Here is a 23651-nt window from a genome sequence, read left to right on the forward strand (position 1 = left end):
ATAGCAGGCCCGATTGTCGAAGCTGATCTGCGGGACATATATCTGCGCGACATTACCATACATGGGTGCACGCACCAGGCACCCGAAGTCTTTGCCCGTCTTGTGGAATTGGTGAATACCGGACGGATTAAGCCACTGGTTTCCCGGACCTATCCGTTGAAGGATATTGGCATTGCTCAGGCTGACTTTCAGTCGAAGACTCTTCCGGGAAAACTGGTATTGGTGCCCTGAGGAGTAATGACATGGCAGATATCACCCTTTTGGACGGCTCTATCGGGCAGGAACTGGTAAAACGCAGTGGCGACCGGGCGACACCGCTGTGGTCGACGCGCGTGATGATCGATCACCCCGATTTGGTCGCGGAAGTGCACCGCGACTATTTCAACCGGGGTGCGACGGTCGCGACAACCAATACTTATGCCGTGCATCGCTCTCGTCTGGTGCGGGTGGGGATGGAGGATCAGATGCCCACCCTGATCGACACTGCCCTGACGCAGGCCGAATATGCCCGCGCGGAAACCGGGGGGCGGATTGCGGGTGCACTGGGACCATTGCTCGCATCATATCGTCCCGACCTTAACCCGGACCCTGCGGATGCGGCTGAAAAGTTCGCCGAACTTGTGGCCATGATGGCCGCGCGGGTCGATCTGTTTTTGATCGAAACCGTATCCTCGGTGCAAGAGGCCGAGGGCGCATTGCGTGGCACAGCCGGGTGCGGAAAACCGGTTTGGCTGTCCCTGTCGGTCAATGATGACGATGGCAGCCTTCTCAGGTCCGGCGAACCGTTGGCGGACATTGCTCCGTTGGTGGAGGAGTTTTCGCCCGATGCCGTGTTGATCAACTGTTCGTGCCCCGAGGCGATCCCGGCGGCGCTGGAGGTTCTGTCCGGCATGAACCGGCCTTACGGGGCCTACGCCAATGGCTTCACGCATATTTCGGATGACTTCCTTCAGGATGCGCCGACCGTGGATACCCTGCAAGAACGGCATGACCTTGGCCCCAGGGCTTATGCGGATCAGGTGATGCGGTGGATCGATCAAGGGGCAACGATTGTTGGCGGGTGCTGCGAAATCGGGCCGGATCATATCGAAGAACTGGCGAACCGGTTGCGGGTCGCCGGTCATAACATCGTTTGAAGAAAATGGCGGCAAAATCTACTTCGGACGTTCCAAAACAGGCCATCCGGCATTTCGACATCCTTGTAGCGCCGGGCTTCGTGCTGTTGGAGCTGGCGTCCCTGGTTGAGGTGTTGAGGCTGGCCAACCGCGTCTGCCCAAGCCCTCCGTTCACTTTCGCCTATCGCTCGCTCAAAGGTGGCCCGGTTGCCAGCAGCAGTGACGCCGTGGTTCAAACAGAAGCGGTGCCGTCACAGCCAAGGGCGGATTACCTGTTCGTAATCGGCAATTCAGATCCGGACCATCCGGACTTGTCGTTGGGGCGGGTGGTGTCGGACTATACCTTCCGGGACGCCAAGGTGTTCCTGCTAGCCGAAGCCGCCAGCCGCTATATCGACGAGCAGGGAACGGCCGACCTGGCAACCCATTGGGAAAACGCATCGTTCCTGCGCGAACGCGGTGCCCGGTTCGAAGCCAAGCTGTCGATCGCAACCGAACAGGGCGCGGTTGTGACATGTGCCGGGATGGAGGCCACAACGGATGTTGCCTTGGCGGTGATCGGGCGCCATATCTCGGGGCCTGCGAAGATGACCGTGGCCGACATCATGCTGCATGAGAACATCCGCGATTTCGCGTCGATGCAACCATTCTCGGGGGCCAAGTTGACGGCGACCGGCGATTCGAAGCTGGATCAGTGCATAAAGCTTATGCAGGCCAATATCGAAGACCCCCTGCCGATCAATCAGATCGTCGAATCGCTGCACCTGTCGAACCGGTCCCTCGAGCGTAAGTTCAAAACCTTTTTTGGAACCACTCCCAACGGATTCTACCGGGAAATGCGGCTGGCCAAGGCAAATAACCTGTTGCTGAACACCACGATGAGCGTACGCGAAATTGGATTGGCCTGTGGTTTTCCGAACGGTTTTTCGTCCGTGTACAAAAGCTTCTTCGGGGTCACGCCCTTTGTCGTACGCCGGCAAAAGCGAGCCGCATCACATCGGTGAAAACTGCGGATTCTGTGACGCTTTTGATGCATTTGCTGTCGATCTTTCATGGCAATCTATGCCAAACCTGACACAGCGGAGATTTCAGGATGGTTGATCTTCCCAGCAAGGCCCGAGTGGTCATCATCGGCGGTGGCGTCATCGGATGCTCGGTCGCTTATCATTTGACCAAGAAGGGTTGGAAAGACGTCGTGTTGCTTGAGCGAAAGCAGCTGACCAGTGGCACCACCTGGCATGCGGCGGGTCTGATTGCGCAGCTGCGCGCCACCGCAAACATGACCAAGCTGGCGAAGTACAGTCAGGAGCTGTATGGCTCGCTGGAAGAGGAAACCGGCGTCGCCACGGGCTTCAAGCGCTGCGGGTCGATCACCGTGGCCCTGAGCGAGGAACGCAAAGAGGAAATCTTTCGTCAGGCTGCGATGGCGCGGGCGTTTGGTGTCGAGGTCGAAGAAATCTCGAATGAGCGCGTGCAGGAGCTGTATCCGCATATCAATCTCGAAGGCGTCAAAGGTGCGGTTTATCTGCCGCTGGACGGGCAGGGTGATCCGGCCAACATCGCGCTGGCTCTGGCCAAGGGCGCCCGCCAGCGCGGCGCCATCGTCAAGGAGCGGGTGAAGGTCACCGATATCGTCAAACAGGGCCGCAGCGTGACCGGCGTGGACTGGGTGGCCGATGACGGCAGCGCCTCGGGCCATATCGAATGCGACATGGTGGTGAACTGCGCCGGCATGTGGGGTCACGAGGTTGGCCGAATGGCCGGCGTGAACGTGCCACTGCATGCCTGCGAACACTTCTATATCGTGACCGAAAACATCGACGGCCTGACCCAGTTGCCGGTTCTGCGGGTGCCGGATGAATGCGCCTATTACAAGGAGGACGCTGGCAAGATCCTGCTGGGCGCTTTCGAACCCAACGCCAAGCCCTGGGCGATGGATGGTATTCCCGACAGTTTCGAGTTTGATCAGCTGCCCGAGGATTTCGACCATTTCGAACCGATCCTCGAGGCCGCCTGCAACCGCATGCCGATGCTGGCCGAGGCGGGCATCCACACCTTCTTTAACGGCCCCGAGAGCTTCACGCCCGACGACGCCTATCACCTTGGCCTTGCGCCCGAGATGGACAATGTCTGGGTCGCCGCCGGCTTCAACTCGATCGGGATCCAGTCGGCGGGCGGCGCGGGCATGGCGCTGGCCGAATGGATGGACACAGGTGAAAAACCCTTTGATCTGGGCGATGTGGATATCAGCCGGATGCAGCCCTTCCAGGGCAACAAGACCTATCTGTTCGAACGGTCCAAGGAAACGCTGGGCCTGCTCTATGCCGATCACTACCCCTATCGGCAAAAGGCCACGGCGCGCGGCTTGCGCCGGACGCCATTCCACCACCACCTAAATGAACACGGTGCTGTGTTCGGCGAACTGGCCGGGTGGGAGCGCGCCAACTGGTTCGCCAACGAAGGGCAGGAACGCGAATACAACTACAGCTGGAAGCGGCAGAACTGGTTCGAGAACTCGGCCGCCGAACACCGCGCGGTGCGCGAGAACGTGGGCATGTATGACATGTCCTCCTTCGGCAAGATCCGGGTCGAGGGCCCCGATGCCGAAAAGTTCATGAACTATATCGGTGGTGGCGATTACGCGGTGCCAAATGGCAAGATCGTCTATACCCAGTTTCTGAACCGTTCCGGCGGAATCGAGGCGGATGTCACCGTTACCCGCCTTTCCGAGACCGCCTATCTGGTGGTCACCCCGGCGGCGACACGTCTGGCGGACCAAACGTGGATGATGCGTCATTCGGGCAATTTCAACGTGGTCATCACCGATGTCACGGCGGGTGAAGGCGTTCTGGCAGTGATGGGTCCGAATGCGCGGGCCTTGTTGGAGAAAGTCTCGCCCAACGATTTCTCGAACGCGGTGAACCCGTTCGGCACCGCTCAGGAGATCGAGATCGGCATGGGCCTCGCCCGCGCCCATCGCGTCACCTATGTGGGCGAGCTGGGTTGGGAGATCTATGTATCCTCTGACATGGCGGGCCATGTCTTTGAAACGATGCACGAGGCGGGGCAGGACATGGGGCTGAAGCTGTGTGGCATGCACATGATGGACAGCTGCCGGATCGAAAAGGGTTTCCGCCATTTCGGCCATGACATCACCTGCGAGGATCACGTGGTGGACGCCGGGCTGGGCTTTGCCGTCAAGGTGGACAAGGGCTGCGACTTCATCGGCCGCGACGCGGTGATTGCGCGCAAGGAAAGCGGCCCGAAATCGCGCCTGGTGCAATTCCGCCTGACCGATCCCGAGCCGCTGCTGTTCCACAATGAACCGATCATCCGCGATGGTGAGTATGTGGGCTATCTCAGCTCGGGCAACTATGGCCACACGCTGGGAGGCGCGATTGGCATGGGCTATGTGCCTTGCGAGGGGGAAAAGGCTGCGGACGTTCTGGCCTCGAGCTACGAGATCGACGTGTGTGGCGTGAAGGTCAATGCCGAGGCGTCGCTCAAGCCGATGTATGATCCGAAATCCGAACGGGTAAAGGTGTGACCACGGGGTTCGGTGGGGGCTCTGCCCCCGCCGCCTTCGGCGACTCCCCCGGGATATTTTCGGCCAGATGAAGAGCGGGTTCCTTGTTCATCTGGCCCTAAATATCCCGGAGCGCGAGGCAGAGCCTCGCATTTCAGACCCCACCTGAAAAGCCTTGTCTGACAACTCATCAAACATCGTTATGTGACACTTCACCGTTTTCAGAGTTTTCAACCCGTTCGTTTCTGTCTTAAACCGAACCGGTATCAACCGGAGACCCGATGTGGCAGACACGCTTCTACCTTCACAGAACACGGACACACCAAAAGGGCTTGCGCTGGCAGTCACGGCCTATGTCCTGTGGGGGTTCTTGCCTCTGTACATGAAAGCGCTGGATCATATGGGCGCGGTCGAGGTTGTGGCGCACCGTGTTATCTGGTCAGTGCCTGTGGCCGGGTTGTTGCTGGTTGTCCTGGGCCGAACCCGGGATCTGAAGGCCGCGCTTGGCAACCCGAAGATGTTGGGCATGGCCGCTTTGACCGCGGCGCTTATTTCCGTGAACTGGGCGATTTACATATGGGCCATTTCCACGGGCAACGCATTGGATGCGGCGTTGGGTTATTACATCAACCCTCTATTCAGCATCGCGCTGGGGGCAATCCTGTTGAGGGAACCCCTGACACGGACACAATTGTTCGCGGTCGGGTTGGCCGCGCTGGGTGTGGTGGTACTTGTGGTGGAAGCCGGTCGTTTGCCTTGGGCGGCTCTTGGGTTGATGATCAGCTGGGGATTCTACGCGTTCTTCAAGCGCTCGCTGCCGATTGGGCCGAACCAGGGTTTCCTGCTTGAGGTCCTGATCCTTTTGATTCCGGCACTGGTCTATGTCACCTTTCTGGGTGTGCGGGGCACTGGCCATTTCGGTGTCTCGATGTCGGACACCTTGTTGTTGTCCTGTGCAGGGGTTGTGACGGCGGTGCCATTGCTGGTCTATGCAAACGGCGCCAAACTGGTGCGCCTGTCCACGATGGGCATCCTGCAATACATCGCGCCGACCATGATCTTCATTACAGCAATAACCCTGTTCGGCGAGAAGATAGACACGGGCCGGATGATCGCATTCCCACTGATCTGGGCGGCTCTGGTCGTTTACTCGATCCCTATGATCCGGCAGGCGCGCGGTCAGGCCTGAAGCAACAGACGCGCGGCTGCATCCGCCCAAAGCGCATACGCCCGGGGGCTGGGATGATAGCCATCCGGTGCAGCCAATGCCGGGTCGTCCGGCAGATCGAGGGGCAGGTGTTGAACATGCGGACAGGCAGCGGCAACCTCTTGCAACCCCTGATCCAGGCGGGCGGCCTGGCATCCAAGCACCCAGGCCAGCGGCTGGGGCAGGGCCGGAAACCTGTTCATCTGCGGGACTGCGGTTACGACGATGCGACGAGCCCCCAGGTTTTCTGAAAGCAAGCGGATAAGGCGGGTCTGGCGGCGTGCAAATTGCTGGCGTGTTACGGCTCGGGTGACATCATTGACTCCGAGTGCCGTAACAACAGCATCGAATTCGCTGTCCATTTGCGACAGGCGGTCAATCGTGTCCTGGGTGGTGTGCCCGGTTGTCGCTTCCAGCCGCCATTCGACCGCATAGTGGCCGGCCAGACGGTTGACCAGATGACCGGATAACGCCTGATCCTGCGTGCCTGCGCCCACTCCGGCTGCCGAGCTGTCACCGGTGATCAAAAGCCGCAGACGCGGCCCGCGCCCTGTGCGGCCTTCGCGCGGGCCAGTCGGTTCCGGCAGCAACTGCGCGTTCCTTCGCACCGATAGCCCCTGCGTGGCAAGCACCGGAAGCAACGGAACCCGTAAAATTTGATCGGCAGCTAGGGAACGAGGCATCGTCAGCTCAGCGCGTTTTTGAATTCCAGAAAACGAGCGTCTGTCATGACCCGCGCCATCATGGCTTCGCGCAAGGCACCGACCGTTTTGTAGGGGCGCATGACGACCTCGAAAATCTGGATCAACCCGTCGTCATTCAACGTAACAAGATCCACGCCGATACCATCCAGATCACCGACTTTGCATTGAAACTCCAACGCCCAGTCTTTCCCGGCGCCCATGACGCGCCGATATCGAAAATCTGAAAACACATGCCCGACATGCCCCAGAACGGCAGCGACCGGTGCGCGCCCTGTCCAGGTGCTGTAGTATGTGGGCGGAAGGAACTGCACATCTTCGGCCAGGAGCTGATGGATCAAGGCCTCGTCGCCCTTTGCGACAACCTCTTGCATGCGTTCAATTGTCGGGTGCATGGCATTTCCTCCGCTTTTGGAAAGAAGGTCCCCGAACATGGGCAGGCATGCAAGGACGACGTTGCGGGAGGTCACGAGCTGGGATAGGCACCCTGCATGAGCGAAACCTATGACCCCCCCCAAACCCCGCTGGATGTGTTGCATGAAGATGCACAATTGATCGTGGTGAACAAACCTTCGGGCTTGCTTTCGGTTCCGGGGCGGGGCACGAATCTGTCAGATTGTCTGTTGACCCGGGTGCAGGAAGCATTTCCACAAGCGCTGCTGGTGCACCGGCTGGACCGGGACACGTCCGGTGTCATGATCTTTGCCCAAACGCCGCACGCACAGCGCAACCTGAGCATGCAATTTGAGCAGCGTCAGACCCGCAAAACCTATATCGCCCGTGTCTGGGGGCAGCTGGAGCCCAAGACCGGTACCGTTGACCTGCCTCTGATCGTGGACTGGCCCAACCGGCCCAGACAGATGGTTTGTCATGCGACGGGCAAACCTGCCGTGACGGACTGGCGTGTCGTGAAAACCGAAGGCGATACGACGCGTGTGCGTCTGTTTCCCAAAACGGGCCGGTCCCATCAACTGCGCGTTCATATGCAGGCGCTGGGCCATCCGATCCTGGGCGATCCATTCTATGCGACAGGCGATGCGCTGGACTTCCCCAGATTGATGCTGCATTCAGAAGAGCTGCGCCTGAAACACCCGGAAGGTGGGGTTTCGATGAAGTTTCGGGCCCGGCCCGAGTTCTGATCTCAGGCCGTGCTGGTCCAGAGCATCTTCAGATTTCCCAGCGAAAAACGTCTGGATCGTTTCTTTGAAACGGGCTGCTTGCACTGCCGGGCCATGGCGATTTCGCGCTCGATCTCGAAGGCGCGCAGAGTATGGTCCTGAGACCACTGCCCCAGCCTGAGTGTCATCATGACATGAGTGTCGAGGTATGGCATTTTTCGTGCTCCTATTTTCGATGCCATTCCAATCTGGCCCATCACTCCTGACACCCTCTTGTCAGTGGGGTGTGCTAGGGTGTCAGCATGTTGACAGGAGGATGCAATGCGCCGTTCGACCCGATTGTTTGAAATCATCCAGATCCTGCGGGCTGCGGGCGCTCCGGTCACGGCAGAAGCCCTGGCCGCAAGGTTGGAGGTGTCCGTGCGCACGGTCTATCGGGATATTGCCGAGTTGCAGGCGCAACGGACACCCATCGAAGGAGAGGCCGGCATCGGGTACGTGATGCGGCGCGGCTATGATTTACCGCCGCTCAATTTCGATGCAGAAGAAGTTGAGGCCTTGTGGGTTGGCCTGTCCCTTCTTGCGCGTACCGGCGACAGTCACCTGCAAAGGGCCGCCAGCCGGATATGCCAGAAGATCGACGCATTGCATTGCCCAGCGGACTGGTTGCAGGTTGCCCCATGGGGTGCCCCGGCGGATGACCCAAACAAGGGTTGCGTTTCGATCGCGCATTACCGCGAAGCCATCAGGGCAGAACGGAAAATCTGTATCACCTATGAAGATGGCGCAGGCGAACGCACGATTCGGGTCGTGCGCCCTGTGGCGCTGATCTATCATATCGAATGCACGATGCTGGCAGGCTGGTGCGAACTGCGCAACGGGTTTCGCCATTTCCGCACCGACCGTATCTGGTCCAGTGAAAGCACAGAAGAAAGCTTCTCAGGACAGAGCAGATCGTTGCGTGACCTCTGGCAGGAACAGCAGAAATCAGAAGCGTTCGTTGAAACGGTTTGAATACGTGTTTGGCGGGTATTCGCCGACTTCACCGCATTGTTGCTTGAGCCGCCAAGCCTGCGCAGTGATATACTGAGGAAAACGACGCACACCCGAGTAACGGGTGCTGGAGCAGAAGGTGATATTATGACGATTTCCAAGTTTTTCGTGGCCACAGGCTTGTGTTCAGCCCTTGTGTTGGCGGCCTGTACCGACCCGGGCACGCTGACAGTACAAAATGATCCGAACCAGAACGCCAAACAGGGCGCCGTTCTGGGTGGTCTGGTCGGTGCTGGTATCGGGGCGATTGCCAATAATTCGAACCCGGGTCTGGGTGCGCTGGCTGGTGCTGCAATCGGTGCTGCCGGGGGCGGTGTAATCGGCAGTCAACTGGACAAGCAGGCTGCGGAGCTGCGCCAACAGCTGGCGAATGACGGAATTACAATCGTCAACGCAGGCGATCGCCTGATTGTGACGGTCCCGAATGACATCACCTTTGACACCGACAGTTCGACCGTGCGCCCGGCGTTGCGGTCTGATCTGGTGAAAGTGGGCCAGAACTTGGTCAACTACCCGAATTCGAACGTGCAGATCATCGGGCACACTGACAGCGACGGAGACGCAACCTACAATCAGGGCCTGTCAGAGCGTCGCGCGAATGCCGTGGCCGATATCCTTCAGGCCAATGGTGTAAGCTACAACCGCATTCGTACGATCGGACAAGGTGAAAACAACCCTGTCGCGTCCAACCTGACGCCCGAAGGAAAATCGCAAAACCGGCGTGTCGAGATTGTCGTGGTACCCAGCGGAAATGCGTAACCGCTGCACGGCGTGAACAGCGGGGCCGCCCAATGGGCGGTTCAGTTTGCGCAATGACTGTGCGTCATATGGGGTTTGGGTCAGGGTGATCTCGGTCTAACTTGCGCCAAACACAGAAACGGAGCTTTCCCGATGTCCCAACCGACTCTTCTTGGCCTGTCCGGGTCCCTGCGCCAGAACGCGACCAACCGTAAGCTTCTGCGCGAGGCGGCACGGTTGTTCGATCCGGCGAGCTTTGTCGAAGCGGATTTGAACCTGCCCCTCTACGATGGTGATCTGGAAGACAATGAAGGGATTCCCGAGGCGGTTCAGACGCTGGCCAATCAGATCGCACAAGCCGATGCGGTGATCATTTCGACACCTGAGTACAACAAGGGTCCATCAGGTGTTCTGAAGAACGCGCTGGACTGGGTCAGCCGTACGAAAGGCAATCCATGGGCCGACAAACCGGTTGCGGTCATGTCGGCGGCCGCTGGTCGTGCAGGCGGGGAACGGGCGCAGATGATCCTGCGGGCCTGTATGGTTCCATTTCAGCCGCGCATCCTGCAAGGGCCCGAAATCCATCTGGCGAACAGTTCGAACGAATTCGACGATCAGGGAAAGCTGCGTTCGGATCGGTACGAAAAGTCTTTGCATGATTTGATGCAGAAACTCCGGGCCGAGGCCGGTTTCTGAACGCGGGTCAGGCAAATGACGCAAGAGCGGCAGACCGATCTGTTGGATCCGGCCCGCGCGGCCGCGTTTCAGGTGGCGTTGGGCGAAGTGCCGACGATCGCCAGTGGTTCGGAATTGCCGCCCTTCTTCCATCAGCTTTATTTCTGGACCCCGCAACAGGCTGCCGCATTGGGCCGGGATGGGCATCCCAAGGTTGGGGGCCTGATCCCGGATATGGGGTTGCCGCGCAGAATGTGGGCCGGAGGGCGGTTGACCTTTCACGCTCCTCTGGTCGCAGGGATCACCGCCGAAAAGAAATCGGTTCTTGAAAATCAAAGCGCCAAGGTGGGGCGGTCCGGCCCGTTGGGTTTTGTCACTTTGCGGCACGAAATCTGGCAGAACGGTCAGCTGCGCGTGACAGAGTGGCAGGATCTCGTCTATCGCGAAGATCCCGCGCCGGATGCTGAAATGCCCCAACCGCCCAGAGCGCGCACCGATGAAACCGATTGCCGCGAAGTCGGGTTCGATTCAACGTTGTTGTTCCGCTACTCGGCCCTGACCTTCAATGGCCACCGTATTCACTATGATCTGGACTATGCGCGCGATGTGGAAGGATATGGCGGGCTGGTCGTGCATGGGCCGCTTCTGGCGCAGCTTCTGATGTTGTTCGCGGTTGACCTGAGTGGTTCGCTCGCCTCGTTTTCGTTCCGCGCGACTTCGCCATTGATGCATTTCGAAACGGCCCAGTTGTGCCGGAGGGGTGAAAACATGTGGGTGCGCGGCCCTGACGGGCGGCAATGCATGCAAGCCGTCGCGCAGTCACAATGAGGCTTCGGGCCGGAACTCATCTGGGATTGTATCCTGGTCTTCCAGCATGAGATCGGCCATGACCTCGGCGATTTTGGGGGCCATGCCGAAACCGATTTTGAATCCGCCATTGGCAATGAACTGCCCTTGATGCAGGGGATGGGTGCCCAGCATCGGCGCACGGCTTTTGCTGCGCGGGCGCACACCGGCCCAACGTTCGATCACCTCGGCCCCGTGCAACAGGGGCAGGACGCGCGTGGCGCGGTCTATCACGTCGTCCAGAGCTTCGTCGGTGCTGGTCGGGTCTTCATAATCCCGTTCCGAGGTCGATCCGATCGCAAGCGTTCCGTCTGCATGTGGGACAATGTGAATCGTGTCGGCGAACAATTGCGGCACTTCTCCGGCGTCGAAGCGCAACAGGGCGGCCTGCCCTTTGACACCATTCCCGACGGTCTTGCCGTAGGCTTCGTTCAGTTCCTGCAATCCTGCAACGCCCGTGGCGTGGATGACCTGCCCCTTGTCCTCGGCTTCACTGAATACGTGGACGCCCATGACTTCCAGGGCTGCGACCAGCGCGGCACAGGCCCGCCGGGGGTGCATTCGTGCCGTCAGTGTATCCCGGATGACAAAGCCTGTGGGGCTGGGCGGGCACCAAGAACCCGCTTGCGCCGTGGTGACGACACGCCATTCCGCGCGGCCTTGCCAAAGCTCATCTGCGGTGCCTTCGCGTTGGCGGGCCAATTCCAGAACACGCGCGTCCGGGATCGGTTGAAGACGGCCCAGACGGCCATAGCCTGGGGAAACCCCGCCGGTGTCTTCGATCTGTCGCCAGAACGGTTCAGCCATGATCAGACTGTCAAACTGAAATGCTTTCTTGGCGTTCCAGTTTTCCGGCACATGCGGGGCCAATGCGCCGACCAGACCTCCGCTGGACCCGGCGCCGGGACCGGACGGATCAACAACCTGCACTTTCGCGCCGCGTCGCGCGCAAATCCAGGCGATGGACAGGCCGAAAATTCCTGCGCCGCGAACCGTCAAATCGACCATTGCCAATTCCCTTTTCCTTGTTCAGTGTCGCGCCGCTTAGCTACAGGATTCCCCAATGGCAGACCAGCGTGCCGAATTGACGTGGACCGAAGATCAGATACCGGTCTCGGATCGCTTCGACGACCCATATTACTCCTTGCAGAACGGGCTGGAAGAGACGCGCCATGTGTTTCTGGCGGGAAATGACTTGCCTGCGCGGTTTGCGCCAGGGTTTCACATTGCCGAGTTGGGTTTCGGCACCGGCCTGAACCTGCTGACCGCCTGGTCAGAATGGGAGGCATCCGGCCAGCAAGGGCCATTGCGCTTTACCAGTTTCGAAGCCTTTCCTATGGCGCCGGAAGACATGCAGCGCGCGCTTGGGGCCTTTCCTGAACTGCATCCGTGGATAAGCCGGTTTCTGGTGCATTGGACAGGGCGCACATGCATGTTGGATTCGCTTCGGTTTGAGGTGGTGATCGGCGATGCGCGCAGGACATTGCCGAACTGGGACGGAATGGCAGATGCCTGGTTTCTTGACGGGTTTTCACCAGCCAAGAACCCTGAATTGTGGGGCGCGGACCTGATGCAGGACGTGGCAAGCCACACTGTTACAGGCGGTACAGCTGCCACGTATACGGCCGCGGGTTTTGTGCGCCGGGGGCTTGAGAGTGCCGGTTTCAACGTAACCCGCACGCCCGGCTTTGGACGCAAGCGGCACATGACACGGGCACACAAACCATGACCCAGAAGAACAATGTAGGCGCGGGCATTGCATTGATGGTGGGTGCGACGATTGTCTTTGCCTTGCAGGACGGTATCTCACGCCATCTGGCCGGAACCTACAACACCTACATGGTGGTTATGATCCGCTATTGGTTCTTTGCGGCATTCGTTATCGCTCTGGCCGCACGAGCCCCCGGTGGGCTGAAGGCGGCCACAAAGACAAATCAGTTGGGTTTGCAGATCGTGCGGGGCTTGTTGCTGGCGGCCGAGATCTGCATTGCGGTGTTCGGCTTTACGGTCCTTGGCCTGATCGACAGTATGGCGGTTTTCATCTGCTATCCTTTGCTTGTCGCCGCGCTGAGCGGGCCGGTGCTGGGCGAAAAGGTCGGATGGCGGCGATGGGCCGCGATCGGTGTTGGCTGCATCGGCGTTCTGATCATCCTGCAACCGGGCGCCGGGGTCTTCAACCCATGGGCTGTCATACCTTTGATTTCTGCATTGCTGTTTGCGATCTACGGTCTTTTGACGCGATATGTCGCCCGTCAGGACAGCGCGGCGACCAGCTTTTTCTGGACCGGTGTCGCCGGTGCCGTGGCGATGACCGTGTTTGGCATGTGGTTCTGGGAACCGATGGCGCGCGGCGACTGGCTCTGGATGGCGCTGCTTTGCGTCAGTGGGGTGTTCGGGCACTGGCTGCTGATCAAGTGCTATGAGATGGCCGAAGCCAGTGCGGTTCAACCCTTTGCGTATTTCCACCTGGTCTGGAGCGCGATTCTGGGTATTTCGATCTTTGGCGAAACGTTGCGCCCCGAAGTCGTGGCGGGCGCAACCATCGTCGTGGCCGCAGGCCTGTTCACCTTATGGCGCGAACGCCGCCAGAGATGATCCGATCAGCTCCTGCGAGAAAGGAACCGGAAGGGCGGGTTGCCCCAGGCGGGCACGATAGACCGGCAGGCTTTCGGTCACGCGCATCACGTAGTTTCGCGTTTCGTTGAACGGGATCGTCTCGATCCAGTCGACGATATCGACCTCGCCTGTGCGCGGATCACCATAGCGTTCCATCCACGAGATCGGGCGTTTTGGCCCCGCATTATACCCCGCCGCCATCATCACCACGTTGCCGTTGAAATCGGCTGCCAGACCGGAAAGATAGTTGGCCCCAAGCTTTGCGTTGTATTGCCAGTCCGTGGTCAATCGTCCCGTCTGATGGCCGCTGAGAATGCCCAGCTCGCCCGCGACCAGCTTGGCCGTGGCGGGCATTACCTGCATCAGGCCGCGCGCGCCCGCACCGCTGACGACGACCGGGTCGAACTCGCTTTCGCGGCGCGCGATGGCCAATGTCATTTCCTTGGCCATCGGCAATCGCATATCTGCCACCGGATGGACCGGGTAATAGGCTGCGGGTAGAACGGTGCCCGTGGTCGCCGCCCGTTTGGCGATCATCACGGCCAGATGCGGCTGTTTCAGTTCGATTACCAGATCGCCCAATTGATTGGCCTGCACTGGATCAAGGTGTTCGACCAGATGGGTCAGGAACCGTTCGGACAGGTTTGCTTCCCCGGCTTTCAGCAACAGCAAACCGGCCTCCAAAACGCTGGAATCGGCAAACTCCGCCTGCCGCCAATGCGGTGCGCGACGCGGATTGGCCAGTTCTGCATCAAACGGTCGTCCGATCCGTTCTGCGGCCAACAGACCGTAGAATGAGGTCTGATAGTCGGCCCCCATCGCATAGGCGTCATACGCTTTGTCCGCGTCACCCAATGCCGCGTAAGCGCGCCCAAGCCAATAGCCACCACGGCCTTTCGAGATCGGAGATTTAACAGCGTCCGAAAAGTTCTGGAAATGGCGAACGGCGGTGGCAGGATCATTCAGTTTGCGAAGCGCCAGAAAACCGGCCAGCCATTCAAGATCGGCATAGCCGTAACCCATTTCGGGGGTCATGTGATGATTGGCGGCCACGTCATAGGCGCGCGCCGCACGGCCTGATCGCATCTCAAGCCGCGCCAGACGGCGCCGCCCCTCGGCCCATTTGTCAGGCTCACCCAGGGCGTCAGGCCCGGTAGAGCGTGCTAGCATCAGATCAATCGCGCTGTCATCCAGCTCTTTCTTGTCGCGCCAGACAAAACGGTCGAAGGCCAGACCGGGCGCATCAGCCAGAGACTTGGGAACTGCTGCCACCTTGGTGTCCACACCGGGTTGGCGTTTCTGCAATGCTATGCGCGCTTCGGCCAGTTTACGTTCGTCTGAACCGACCAAAGGCAACATCTGCCCGGCGCTTACAAGATGACCGTCCCACAACATTCTGTCCAACCGCGCCGTGTGATGCGGTTTCAGAAGTTCGGCGAAGTTCTCCAGATAACTTTTTTGCAGGCCCGCACCCATTGGCATGGTGCGCCAAGCGGTCACAATGTCAGCCTCCGCCTCACCGATGCGTCCCTTGGCTTTCAGGGCGACGGCATAGTTCAACGCGCCCTCTGCCGTCTGAGGCGGCATGCCGGCATAGAATTTCAGAACCCTGTCGGGATCGGCGCCGGTGAAAACGGGCTCGCTCTTGCGGCGCAACCACGCCAGCCCGGGCCAATCCGGCCGACGTTCGAGAAACACCAATACGTCGCCAGAGCTGCCGAAGCCCTCGCGCAGCCAGTGCCAGACGATGATATCGCGCGATACGGAACCTCGCTGGCCGGATACGCGCAACGCTGCGTTCCAGTCGCCTTTGCGCATTTCGTCAAGCCCGGCGCGCAAATCAGTCGCAGCATCTGCCCGCGCTGAATGCGTCGCAGTCACCGAATACAGAATCACGGCAGTCAACAGTGCCAGAAAGCGTGTCATCCCTTGCATTTCCCAACCAACCGAGGATAGAGCCTGTGAGGATAAACCGTGCGTCGCCGGGATCAACTCACAAAGCTGGAAACGTGAGGGACCGCGGCGCAAAAAACGCAAAATGCACCTTGAAGGAGCGTGTCATGTTCAAAGGCTCGATGCCAGCCCTCGTCACCCCGTTCAACAACGGCGAGTTGGACCTGAAAACGCTCAAACATCTGGTGGATTGGCAGATATCCGAAGGCTCGACCGGGCTGGTGCCTGTCGGAACCACCGGCGAAAGCCCGACGCTCAGCCACGAAGAGCATGAAACGGTGATCGAAGAGGTCGTCAAAACCGCTGCGGGCCGCGTTCCGGTCATTGCCGGTGCCGGGTCGAACAACACGGTCGAAGCTGTCCGCTTCGTTCAATTCGCGGAAAAAGTCGGGGCGGATGCGGCGCTGGTCGTCACGCCGTATTACAACAAACCGACTCAGCGCGGCCTGATCGCGCATTTCGAGGCGCTGCATGCGGCCGCGGATATCCCGATCATCATCTACAACATTCCGGGCCGCTCAGTCATTGATATGACGCCTGCCACAATGGGTGAACTGGCCAAGCTTCCCCGTATCGTCGGGGTCAAGGATGCAACGGGCGACCTGGCCCGTGTCAGCCAGCAGCGCGCTGCCTGTGGCGCAGATTTCTGCCAACTGTCCGGCGAGGACGCCACCGCACTTGGCTTCAACGCGCATGGTGGGGTTGGCTGCATCTCGGTCACCGCAAACGTGGCGCCAAGGCTCTGCGCTGAATTCCAGCAGGCCACGCTGGCCGGGGATTATGCAAAAGCGTTGGAGTATCAGGACAAACTGATGCCGCTGCATGAGGCGATCTTTATCGAGCCGGGCCTTGTGGGTGCCAAATATGCACTCAGCAAACTGGGCCTTTGCAGCACCGAAGTGCGCTCACCCCTGACCGAGCTGGAAGACAGCACCAAGGATGCAATCGAGGCCGCAATGGCCCATGCCGGCCTGATCTGACAGGTATTTCAGAACACGACGAAGGGCGGCCTCGAACCTTGAGCGCCGCCCTTTCTTTTCGATGTATCCAGACTTCATCTGGCTAAAAATATCCCGGGGGAGTCGCGGCTTGCCGCGGCGGGGGCAGAGCCCCCTCAGCGTTTGCCGTAATACAGCCCCACGACATGTTCGGCCTGCGCAAAGAACAGCCAGCGCGACGTTGCAACGCCTGCCAGATGCGAGGCCACGGCCAGCAGGGCGAAGACGTGATTGAACGGCAACAACAACAGCAGAACCGGCAGCACGAATGCCAGAACGAACGAGATCAGCCGCAGTTTTTCGGCGTGTTTGCGACCCACAACGTGAACAAACTCTCGCAGCAGATAATTGGTGCCGGTATGGGGCGGCTCGAAGGCGCGGACGGATCCGCGTGCGCCAAGCCCGGTGGCTGTTCCCAGATCCGTTCCCGATGACGCAAACGCCTGATCCCCTTTGCGCCAGTACAGTATCTGCACCAGTGCCGCGATCAGCAGCAGCGGCAGAGCGGCGCTTGTCTGACCTGCCAGCAAGGCACCACCGGCCAGGCTGAAGCTGAGGAACATGGCAGGTGTCAGGTTCATGTTCCAGCGTGGGATGGTCTTGAGCTGTGTGTAGATCATCGACGTCGTGAACACTGTGGCCAGCGACAACCCTGCGCCGATCCAGCCCAGAAAACCCCAGCGTTGGCCCAGAAACACCACGCCAATCGCATAGAGTCCCATGATGACCAGCGCGAGTACGGCACACCAACCTTCACGGCTGAGCCAGCTGGTTTTCCATTGAGTGAAGGCCTTCAAGGCCCGTTCCGGATGGCCGAGATGGAAGGTCGAAGCCAAAAGCCCGCCGACGGCCAGACCATAGGCAATGGCGAAGAACACAAAAGCCACCCAACCCGAGACAGCCGGAAACCCCAGGCCAAGAAAGAACAGCAGTCCAAATCCCAGACCGGACAGGGTGGTGAACAGAATGACGGAGGGTGCGGGATGCATCAGAGTTTCTCCAGCGTCTTGTCGAGCCAGCCAAGGAACCCTTTGGGCTCGTCAGCGATGGGTGCCAGCAGGGGGGCCAGAATGTCGATCTGGTCCTCTACGGTGTCCTTGGGCCGCGGGGGGAGGTATTTGTTGACGGGTTTGGTGCCCATTTCCGGCATCAGATCCATGCCACCCCGTTCTGCAACCAGCTGGCTGACATCGCTGTCAGGATCGCCCAGATCGCCAAAGTGCCTTGCGCCCGCAGGGCAGGTGCGAACACAGGAGGGGATACGGTCGACCTCGGGGAGGTTTTCGTTGTAGATGCGGTCCACGCAAAGTGTGCATTTCTTCATCACGCCTTCGGCCACATCCAGTTCCCGCGCACCGTAGGGGCAGGACCAGGCGCACAGGCCGCATCCGATGCAATCGCTTTCATTGACCAGGACGATGCCATCCTCGACCCGTTTGTAGCTGGCGCCGGTGGGGCAAACGGTGACGCAGGGCGCGTCTTCGCAATGCAGGCAGGATTTCGGGAAGTGGATCAGCTGGGCATGCCCGTCGGCAGGCTGCACTTCGTAGGAATGCACGCGGTTAAGAAAGGTACCGGAAGGGTTTGCACCGTAGGCGTCCTGATCCGAAAGAGGGGCCCCGTAATTTTCCGTGTTCCAGCCTTTGCAGGAAATAACGCAGGCGTGGCAGCCGACACAGGTGTCCAGGTCGATGACCAGGCCCATCTTGCGGTCAGTCGAGTTTGGTAGCTGGGTCATGTCAGTGAACCTCTGCTGTGGAGGGCGGGTGAGGGGGCCAGCCCCCTCTTGAGCCTGCGGCTCAATTCACCCCCGGGATATTTTTGGCCAGATGAAGTGCGGATCCGGGTCATTTGCCCACCTTCCAGGCCAGATTCTCAGGGCCGGTTCCGACAGGAGATTTGATCGGGTCGAAATTCGGCTGGCTTTGCGCATCGGCAGGTGCGTCGGCTTTTTCGATTTTGACCTTCAGGTCGAACCATGCCGCCTGACCTGTGATCGGGTCCGAGTTGGCCCAGCGCATTCCATCATCTTTGGACGGCAGCAATTCGTGAATCAGATGATTGAGCAGGAAACCTTTGGTCGCTTCTGGCGCGACGTCCTGCAAGGCCCAGGCGCCCTTGCGTTTGCCGATGGCGTTCCATGTCCAGACCGTGTTGTCGTTCAGCGCGGCCATCTCCATCACAGGTACGGTGATCTCACCGTGGGGGGAGCTGACTTTTGCCCAGTCTCCGTCTTGCAGGTTGTGTTCCCGCATCAGTTTGGTCGGGACATAAAGCGGGTTTTGCCCGTGCAACTGGCGCAGCCACGCGTTCTGTGTGCCCCAGCTGTGATACATGGCCATTGGGCGCTGGGTCAGGGCGTTGACGGTGAAGCCTTCATTGCCCTGCTGGTCGGTTTCGTACCAGATCGGCAGCGGATCCATGGTGTCCTTGATGCGCTGGCGCAGGTGCTCGGGCGGCTGGCGGTCTCCGTGACCTTCTGCAGCCAGCTGAAAACGGCGCATCGGTTCGGAATAAAGCTGGAACAGATAGGGTTGAGGGCTGTCATAGATGCCCATCCCGACGGCCCAGTCCTGATAGGCGGTGTTCCAAGGCTTGTAATAATCCGCGCCTTCCGGGATATGCGCCACATAAAATCCGCCGTTCTCGATATACCGGTTCAGCTGATCCGGATTGGCCTCGCCGCGACCTTCCTTGTCGCCGTCCGGACCCCGGAAGCCGGCCAGCGGGCCGATGCCGGGGCGTCGTTCATGGTTGACGATGTAATCCGCGTAGTCTTTCCACTTTGGGCTGCCGTCTTCATTCGTGAAGCCCGGCAGGCTCATGCGGTTGGCCAGCTCGATCAGAACCGATTGGAAGCCACGCACGTCGCGGTCGGGTTCGACCACCGGCCAGCGAATGGAATCTGCTGCGGCGTCGGCCTCGCAGATCGGGCGATCGAGCAGAGAGATACAGTCGTGCCGCTCGAGATAGGTGGTGTCGGGCAGGATCAGGTCGGCATAGGCCACCATTTCCGAAGAATAGGCATCGGAGTAGATGATGCGCGGGATGACGTAACTGCCGTCTTCGGCCTTGGCCGTCAGCATCTCCATAACACCTTTGGTGTTCATGGAGGAGTTCCACGACATGTTCGCCATATACATGAACAGCGTGTCGATCTTGTAGGGATCACCGGCAGCCGCGTTCGAAATCACCATATGCATCAACCCGTGGGCGGACATCGGGTTTTCCCAGGTGAATGCCTTGTCGATGCGTTGCGGCGTACCGCAGTCATCCAGCAGCAGGTCTTCGGGACCTCGTGGAAAGCCCAGATGCGGGCCGTTCAGCGGGCGTCCCGGACGCCGGTCGCCATGGGGCGTCGGGTGCGCTTCGACCGGCTTGGGGTAGGGTGGCTTGAAGCGGAAACCGCCCGGCACCTCGACTGTTCCCAGCAGGATCTGAAGCACGTGCAGAGCGCGGCAGGTCTGGAATCCGTTGGCATGGGCCGAAATGCCCCGCATGGCATGGAAGCTGACGGGACGACCAATCATCGTCGAGTGCTTTTCACCCCGAAAATCAACCCATTCCTGATCCAGTTCGATCGCTTCGTCAAAAGCGACCCTGGCGATTTCGGCGGCAATGGCCCGGATACGTTTGGCGGGGATACCGCAGCGATCGGCCACCGCCTCGGGCGCGTGTTCGTCGCTGAGGTATTTCTCGGCCATCAGGTGGAAAACGGGACGGTGCGTTACACCGTTCTTGTCATAGGTCGCCGACAAGTCCGGGCGCACGCCGGGCTTGTCGAAAGCCGTCGGTTCTCCGGTCAGGCGGTCGATCACCAGCGGCTTGCCGTCCTCGTCGCGCAAGAACAGGCCCTTTTCCGCACCCTCGCTTGCATTCACCAGAACCGGTGCATTGGTATAGCGGCTCAGGTAATCCAGATCGATCTTGCCCGCTTTCATCAGGACGTGGATCAGCGACAAAATGAACAGCCCGTCTGTTCCGGGTGTGATGCCGACCCAGTCATCGGCAACAGCGTTATAGCCCGACCGGATCGGATTCACTCCGATCACCCGTGCGCCGCGCGCCTTGATCTTGCCGATCCCCATTTTTATTGGGTTGCTGTCATGATCCTCGGCCACGCCGAACAGCATGAACAGTTTCGTGTGATCCCAGTCAGGTTGCCCAAACTCCCAAAACGCGCCGCCCATGGTGTAAATGCCACCGGCCGCCATATTGACCGAGCAGAAGCCGCCGTGGGCTGCGTAGTTCGGAGTGCCGAAATTCTGGGCCCAGAAACTGGTGAAGCTCTGGCTCTGGTCGCGGCCAGTGAAAAAGGCCAGCTTCTGCGGTGCGGTTTCATGCAGCTCGTTCAGCCAGCCAACGGCAGTGCTGAGCGCCTCGTCCCACTCGATTTCGCGAAATTCACCCGAGCCGCGTGGGCCGACACGCTTCAGCGGTTTGCGCAGGCGAGAGGGGGCGTTGACCTGCATGATCCCGGCAGAGCCCTTGGCGCACAAAACACCCTTGTTGACCGGGTGGTCCCGGTTTCCTTCGATATAGGCAACCTTGCCATCTTTCATGTGAACGTTGATGCCGCAGCGGCAGGCGCACATATAACAGGTGGTTTTGCGGACCTCGTCCGAAACTTTCGGAGACGTTTCAAGGATCGGCTGCTGATGGGTCATTGGCGGGTCCTGTCGGTTATATCGGGAGGATTGTTTCACTTTCCTTCCGATTTGAGAACATCGTTCTGAAAACGACGCGAGTTCTGAGTTTTATTCCCTGATAGCTTGCAGTGCCGTCACGGCGATCATCTGAGTCACATCTTCGGCGCTGCATCCGCGGGAAAGATCGTTGGCGGGTCGGGCCAGCCCCTGCAGAACCGGGCCGATCGCGGTGTAACCCCCCAGTCGTTGTGTGATCTTGTAGCCGATATTGCCCGCGTCGAGATTGGGAAAGATCATCACGTTGGCCTGACCGGCGACCGAAGATCCGGGCGATTTGCGATCCCCGACCGAGGGCACGAAGGCCGCGTCGAACTGAAGCTCGCCGTCGACCTCAAGATCCGGGGAACTTTGGCGCAGTGTTTCAGTGGCCTCGATCACCTTGTCGACATCGGGATGCTTTGCGCTGCCCTTGGTCGAAAAGCTGAGCATGGCGATCTTGGGGTCAACCCGCAGCAGTGCTCGCGCCGATCTGGCCGAGGCGACGGCAATTTTGCTCAACTCGTCAGCGCTGGGATCGATGACCAGGCCGCAGTCCGAATAGAGCATCGCCCGCGCTCCGGGCAGAGCGTTTTCCGGCGGGTACATCAGGAAAAAGGACGATACCATTCCGGCATCAGGGGCCATGCCTATCACCTGAATGGCCGCGCGTACAATGTCTCCGGTCGTGTGAACGGCACCACCAACGGTTCCAGTGGCCCGCCCGCTGCGTACCAGCATGGCGGCATAGACCGGCGGTGTTTCAACGGCGGCTCGGGCCTTGGCCGGATCGACGCCCTTGTGTTGGCGCAGTTCAAAATAGGTTTGAGCAAACTCTTCGGTCAGGTCCGAGGTTGCCGGGTCGTGAACCATGACGCCGTCAGAGCGAGCGGCGTTCTGGTTTTTGAGGGCGGCGTCGACCTCGGCTTGTGGACCGACCAGAATGACATCGGCCAGTCCGGCCTGTTGGGCGGCCAGCGCCCCCGCAACAACGCGGGGATCACTGCCTTCGCATAAAGAAATCACAGGGCGCGAGGCCGGGGCGTTCTGACGCAACAGTTCAATTGGTGTCATTGTCATGCGCTGTGGCCTCGTCCTTTGATCACGCTTCCTGAGCTTTCATGTCGTCGGCCGAGATTCCGGCGACGGCGACGGGTTTTTTCATCGCGTCGCGGCGGAAAGGTTCGCCAAGCTCCTGGTTGATCAGGGCCTCGATCAGCGTGGTGATGCCGTTCTTCTGGTCCTCGATCGCCTGGTTCAGCGCCGCGGTCAGCTCGTCCTGGGTGCGGGCGACAATGCCTTTCAGGCCACAGGCCTGCGCGATACCGGCATAAGACACCTTGGTGTCCAGCTCGGTGCCCACGAAGTTGTCGTCGAACCACAGGGTCGAGTTGCGCTTTTCCGCGCCCCACTGATAGTTGCGGAACACGATCTGGGTCACGGCGGGCCATTCCTCGCGGCCAATCGCGGTCAACTCGTTCACCGCGATGCCAAAGGCACCGTCGCCGGCAAAGCCCACAACCGGAACATCCGGGCAGCCGATCTTGGCACCAACGACGGCGGGCAGGCCATAGCCGCAGGGGCCGAACAGGCCCGGTGCCAGGTATTTCCGACCCTCTTCAAACGACGGATAGGCGTTGCCGATGGCGCAGTTGTTGCCGATGTCCGAACTGATGATCGCCTCTTTCGGCAGCGCCGCCTGAATGGCGCGCCACGCCATGCGCGGGCTCATCCAGTCGGGCTTGGCCGCGCGGGCGCGCTGGTTCCAGGTGGTGCCCGGATCGTCATCCTCATGGGTCATCGAGGTCAGTTCCTGCGCCCAGGCCGATTTCTTCTGCGCGATGCGCTCTTTGCGCTCCTTGCGGCCTTCGTCACCGGCGGTGTCGCTCAGCTGGGCCAGAATGCCCTTTGCCACCTTGGCGGCGTCGCCGATGATGCCGACGCTGACCGCTTTGGTCAGGCCGATACGGTCAGGGTTGATGTCGACCTGGATGATCTTGGCATCCGCGGGCCAGTAGTTGATGCCATAGCCCGGCAGGGTCGAGAACGGGTTCAGACGGGTGCCGAGGCACAGGACAACATCCGCCTCGCTGATCAGCTCCATCCCCGCTTTCGAACCGTTATAGCCCAGCGGACCGGCAAACAGCGGGTGGCTGCCGGGGAAGGCGTCATTGTGCTGGTAGCCGACGCAGACCGGCGCATCCAGACGTTCGGCTAGAGCCTTCGAGGCCTCAATGCCACCTTCGGCCAGAACCACACCGGCCCCGTTCAGGATCACCGGGTTCTTGGCGTTCGACAGCAGCTCGGCAGCCTGCGCCACGGCGGTTTCGCCGCCCGAGGGGCGCTCGAAATCGACGATGGCGGGCAGGTCGATATCGATCACCTGGGTCCACATGTCACGCGGGATGTTCAGCTGCGCC

The 23651-nt window shown here is 60.0% G+C and carries 23 protein-coding genes; 13 read left to right on the top strand and 10 right to left on the bottom strand.

The window, feature by feature from the left end:
• From AC2FNN_RS17385 to rarD, 5 genes are all read left to right on the top strand, one after another.
• A partial coding sequence (locus AC2FNN_RS17385) for a zinc-binding dehydrogenase (protein WP_496759754.1) occupies window positions 1-231 on the top strand: 231 nt, incomplete at its 5' end.
• A gap of 11 nt (window positions 232-242) precedes the next feature.
• Window positions 243-1136 carry a homocysteine S-methyltransferase family protein gene (locus tag AC2FNN_RS17390; protein WP_496759755.1) on the top strand — a complete coding sequence of 298 codons (894 nt, stop codon included), beginning with the start codon at window positions 243-245 and terminating at the stop codon, window positions 1134-1136.
• 5 nt (window positions 1137-1141) lie between these two features.
• Window positions 1142-2119 (top strand): GlxA family transcriptional regulator, encoded by a 978-nt coding sequence (locus tag AC2FNN_RS17395; RefSeq protein ID WP_496759756.1) that lies wholly within the window; start codon window positions 1142-1144, stop codon window positions 2117-2119.
• Between the two features lie 89 nt (window positions 2120-2208).
• Window positions 2209-4662, top strand: coding sequence for a GcvT family protein (locus AC2FNN_RS17400; protein ID WP_496759757.1), 2454 nt, complete (start codon window positions 2209-2211; stop codon window positions 4660-4662).
• Between the two features lie 262 nt (window positions 4663-4924).
• The gene (gene rarD, locus AC2FNN_RS17405; protein WP_496759758.1) at window positions 4925-5830 is read left to right on the top strand and encodes an EamA family transporter RarD; all 906 of its coding nucleotides are present in this window, start codon (window positions 4925-4927) and stop codon (window positions 5828-5830) included.
• Here the strand turns inward: rarD and AC2FNN_RS17410 are convergent.
• Together AC2FNN_RS17410 and AC2FNN_RS17415 are read right to left on the bottom strand one after the other, a co-directional pair.
• A complete protein-coding gene (locus AC2FNN_RS17410; protein WP_496759759.1) occupies window positions 5821-6531 on the bottom strand; it encodes an SGNH/GDSL hydrolase family protein in 711 nt (236 codons plus the stop codon). The two genes, rarD and AC2FNN_RS17410, sit on opposite strands and share 10 nt — an antisense overlap.
• Window positions 6532-6533: 2 nt before the next feature.
• Complete coding sequence (locus AC2FNN_RS17415) at window positions 6534-6944, bottom strand: nuclear transport factor 2 family protein (protein WP_496759760.1); 411 nt, start codon at window positions 6942-6944, stop codon at window positions 6534-6536.
• Between the two features lie 96 nt (window positions 6945-7040).
• Between AC2FNN_RS17415 and AC2FNN_RS17420 the strand changes: the two genes are divergently transcribed.
• The gene (locus AC2FNN_RS17420; protein ID WP_496759761.1) at window positions 7041-7688 is read left to right on the top strand and encodes an RluA family pseudouridine synthase; all 648 of its coding nucleotides are present in this window, start codon (window positions 7041-7043) and stop codon (window positions 7686-7688) included.
• Between the two features lie 2 nt (window positions 7689-7690).
• Here AC2FNN_RS17420 and AC2FNN_RS17425 read toward each other — a convergent pair whose 3' ends face one another.
• Window positions 7691-7882, bottom strand: a complete 192-nt coding sequence (locus AC2FNN_RS17425) for a hypothetical protein (RefSeq protein ID WP_170345624.1) — start codon at window positions 7880-7882, stop codon at window positions 7691-7693.
• Between the two features lie 106 nt (window positions 7883-7988).
• Here AC2FNN_RS17425 and AC2FNN_RS17430 point away from each other — a divergent pair, with 106 nt between their 5' ends.
• The 4 genes from AC2FNN_RS17430 to AC2FNN_RS17445 all read left to right on the top strand — a co-directional run bounded on the left by AC2FNN_RS17430 (window position 7989) and on the right by AC2FNN_RS17445 (window position 10961).
• Entirely contained in the window at window positions 7989-8681 is a 693-nt protein-coding gene (locus AC2FNN_RS17430) for a helix-turn-helix transcriptional regulator (RefSeq protein ID WP_496759762.1), read from the top strand.
• Window positions 8682-8807: 126 nt separating this feature from the next.
• A complete protein-coding gene (locus AC2FNN_RS17435) occupies window positions 8808-9479 on the top strand; it encodes a YiaD family glycine zipper/OmpA-like lipoprotein (protein ID WP_496759763.1) in 672 nt (223 codons plus the stop codon).
• A gap of 132 nt (window positions 9480-9611) precedes the next feature.
• Window positions 9612-10154 (top strand): NADPH-dependent FMN reductase, encoded by a 543-nt coding sequence (locus AC2FNN_RS17440; protein WP_496759764.1) that lies wholly within the window; start codon window positions 9612-9614, stop codon window positions 10152-10154.
• A gap of 15 nt (window positions 10155-10169) precedes the next feature.
• Window positions 10170-10961, top strand: coding sequence for an HTD2 family dehydratase (locus tag AC2FNN_RS17445; RefSeq protein ID WP_496759765.1), 792 nt, complete (start codon window positions 10170-10172; stop codon window positions 10959-10961).
• Here the strand turns inward: AC2FNN_RS17445 and AC2FNN_RS17450 are convergent.
• Window positions 10953-11987, bottom strand: coding sequence for an NAD(P)/FAD-dependent oxidoreductase (locus tag AC2FNN_RS17450; RefSeq protein ID WP_496759766.1), 1035 nt, complete (start codon window positions 11985-11987; stop codon window positions 10953-10955). The genes AC2FNN_RS17445 and AC2FNN_RS17450 overlap by 9 nt on opposite strands.
• A 55-nt stretch (window positions 11988-12042) precedes the next feature.
• On the opposite strand from AC2FNN_RS17450, the gene mnmC2 reads away from it, so the two are divergent.
• Both mnmC2 and AC2FNN_RS17460 read left to right on the top strand, forming a co-directional pair.
• On the top strand, window positions 12043-12708 hold the full coding sequence (gene mnmC2 / locus AC2FNN_RS17455; protein WP_496759767.1) for a tRNA (5-methylaminomethyl-2-thiouridine)(34)-methyltransferase MnmC2: 666 nt from the start codon (window positions 12043-12045) through the stop codon (window positions 12706-12708).
• Window positions 12705-13574: a DMT family transporter gene (locus AC2FNN_RS17460; RefSeq protein WP_496759768.1), complete on the top strand. Its 870-nt coding sequence runs from the start codon at window positions 12705-12707 to the stop codon at window positions 13572-13574. Before mnmC2 ends, AC2FNN_RS17460 begins: the two co-directional genes overlap by 4 nt.
• Here the strand turns inward: AC2FNN_RS17460 and AC2FNN_RS17465 are convergent.
• Window positions 13548-15521, bottom strand: coding sequence for a lytic transglycosylase domain-containing protein (locus AC2FNN_RS17465; protein ID WP_496759769.1), 1974 nt, complete (start codon window positions 15519-15521; stop codon window positions 13548-13550). The two genes, AC2FNN_RS17460 and AC2FNN_RS17465, sit on opposite strands and share 27 nt — an antisense overlap.
• A 134-nt stretch (window positions 15522-15655) precedes the next feature.
• On the opposite strand from AC2FNN_RS17465, the gene dapA reads away from it, so the two are divergent.
• Window positions 15656-16528 (top strand): 4-hydroxy-tetrahydrodipicolinate synthase, encoded by an 873-nt coding sequence (gene dapA, locus AC2FNN_RS17470; protein WP_171617227.1) that lies wholly within the window; start codon window positions 15656-15658, stop codon window positions 16526-16528.
• Window positions 16529-16662: 134 nt separating this feature from the next.
• On the opposite strand, the gene AC2FNN_RS17475 is transcribed toward dapA, so the two are convergent.
• The 5 genes from AC2FNN_RS17475 to AC2FNN_RS17495 form a co-directional block, all read right to left on the bottom strand.
• Window positions 16663-17535: a dimethyl sulfoxide reductase anchor subunit family protein gene (locus AC2FNN_RS17475; RefSeq protein ID WP_496759770.1), complete on the bottom strand. Its 873-nt coding sequence runs from the start codon at window positions 17533-17535 to the stop codon at window positions 16663-16665.
• Entirely contained in the window at window positions 17535-18284 is a 750-nt protein-coding gene (locus tag AC2FNN_RS17480; protein ID WP_171172200.1) for a 4Fe-4S dicluster domain-containing protein, read from the bottom strand. Before AC2FNN_RS17480 ends, AC2FNN_RS17475 begins: the two co-directional genes overlap by 1 nt.
• 109 nt (window positions 18285-18393) lie before the next feature.
• The gene (locus AC2FNN_RS17485; RefSeq protein ID WP_496759771.1) at window positions 18394-21213 is read right to left on the bottom strand and encodes a molybdopterin oxidoreductase family protein; all 2820 of its coding nucleotides are present in this window, start codon (window positions 21211-21213) and stop codon (window positions 18394-18396) included.
• Between the two features lie 90 nt (window positions 21214-21303).
• Window positions 21304-22311 (bottom strand): phosphate acetyltransferase, encoded by a 1008-nt coding sequence (pta, locus tag AC2FNN_RS17490; protein ID WP_496759772.1) that lies wholly within the window; start codon window positions 22309-22311, stop codon window positions 21304-21306.
• 22 nt (window positions 22312-22333) lie between these two features.
• A partial coding sequence (locus AC2FNN_RS17495; RefSeq protein WP_496759773.1) for a sulfoacetaldehyde acetyltransferase occupies window positions 22334-23651 on the bottom strand: 1318 nt, incomplete at its 5' end.

The organism is Ruegeria sp. BHSA118 (assembly GCF_059613405.1).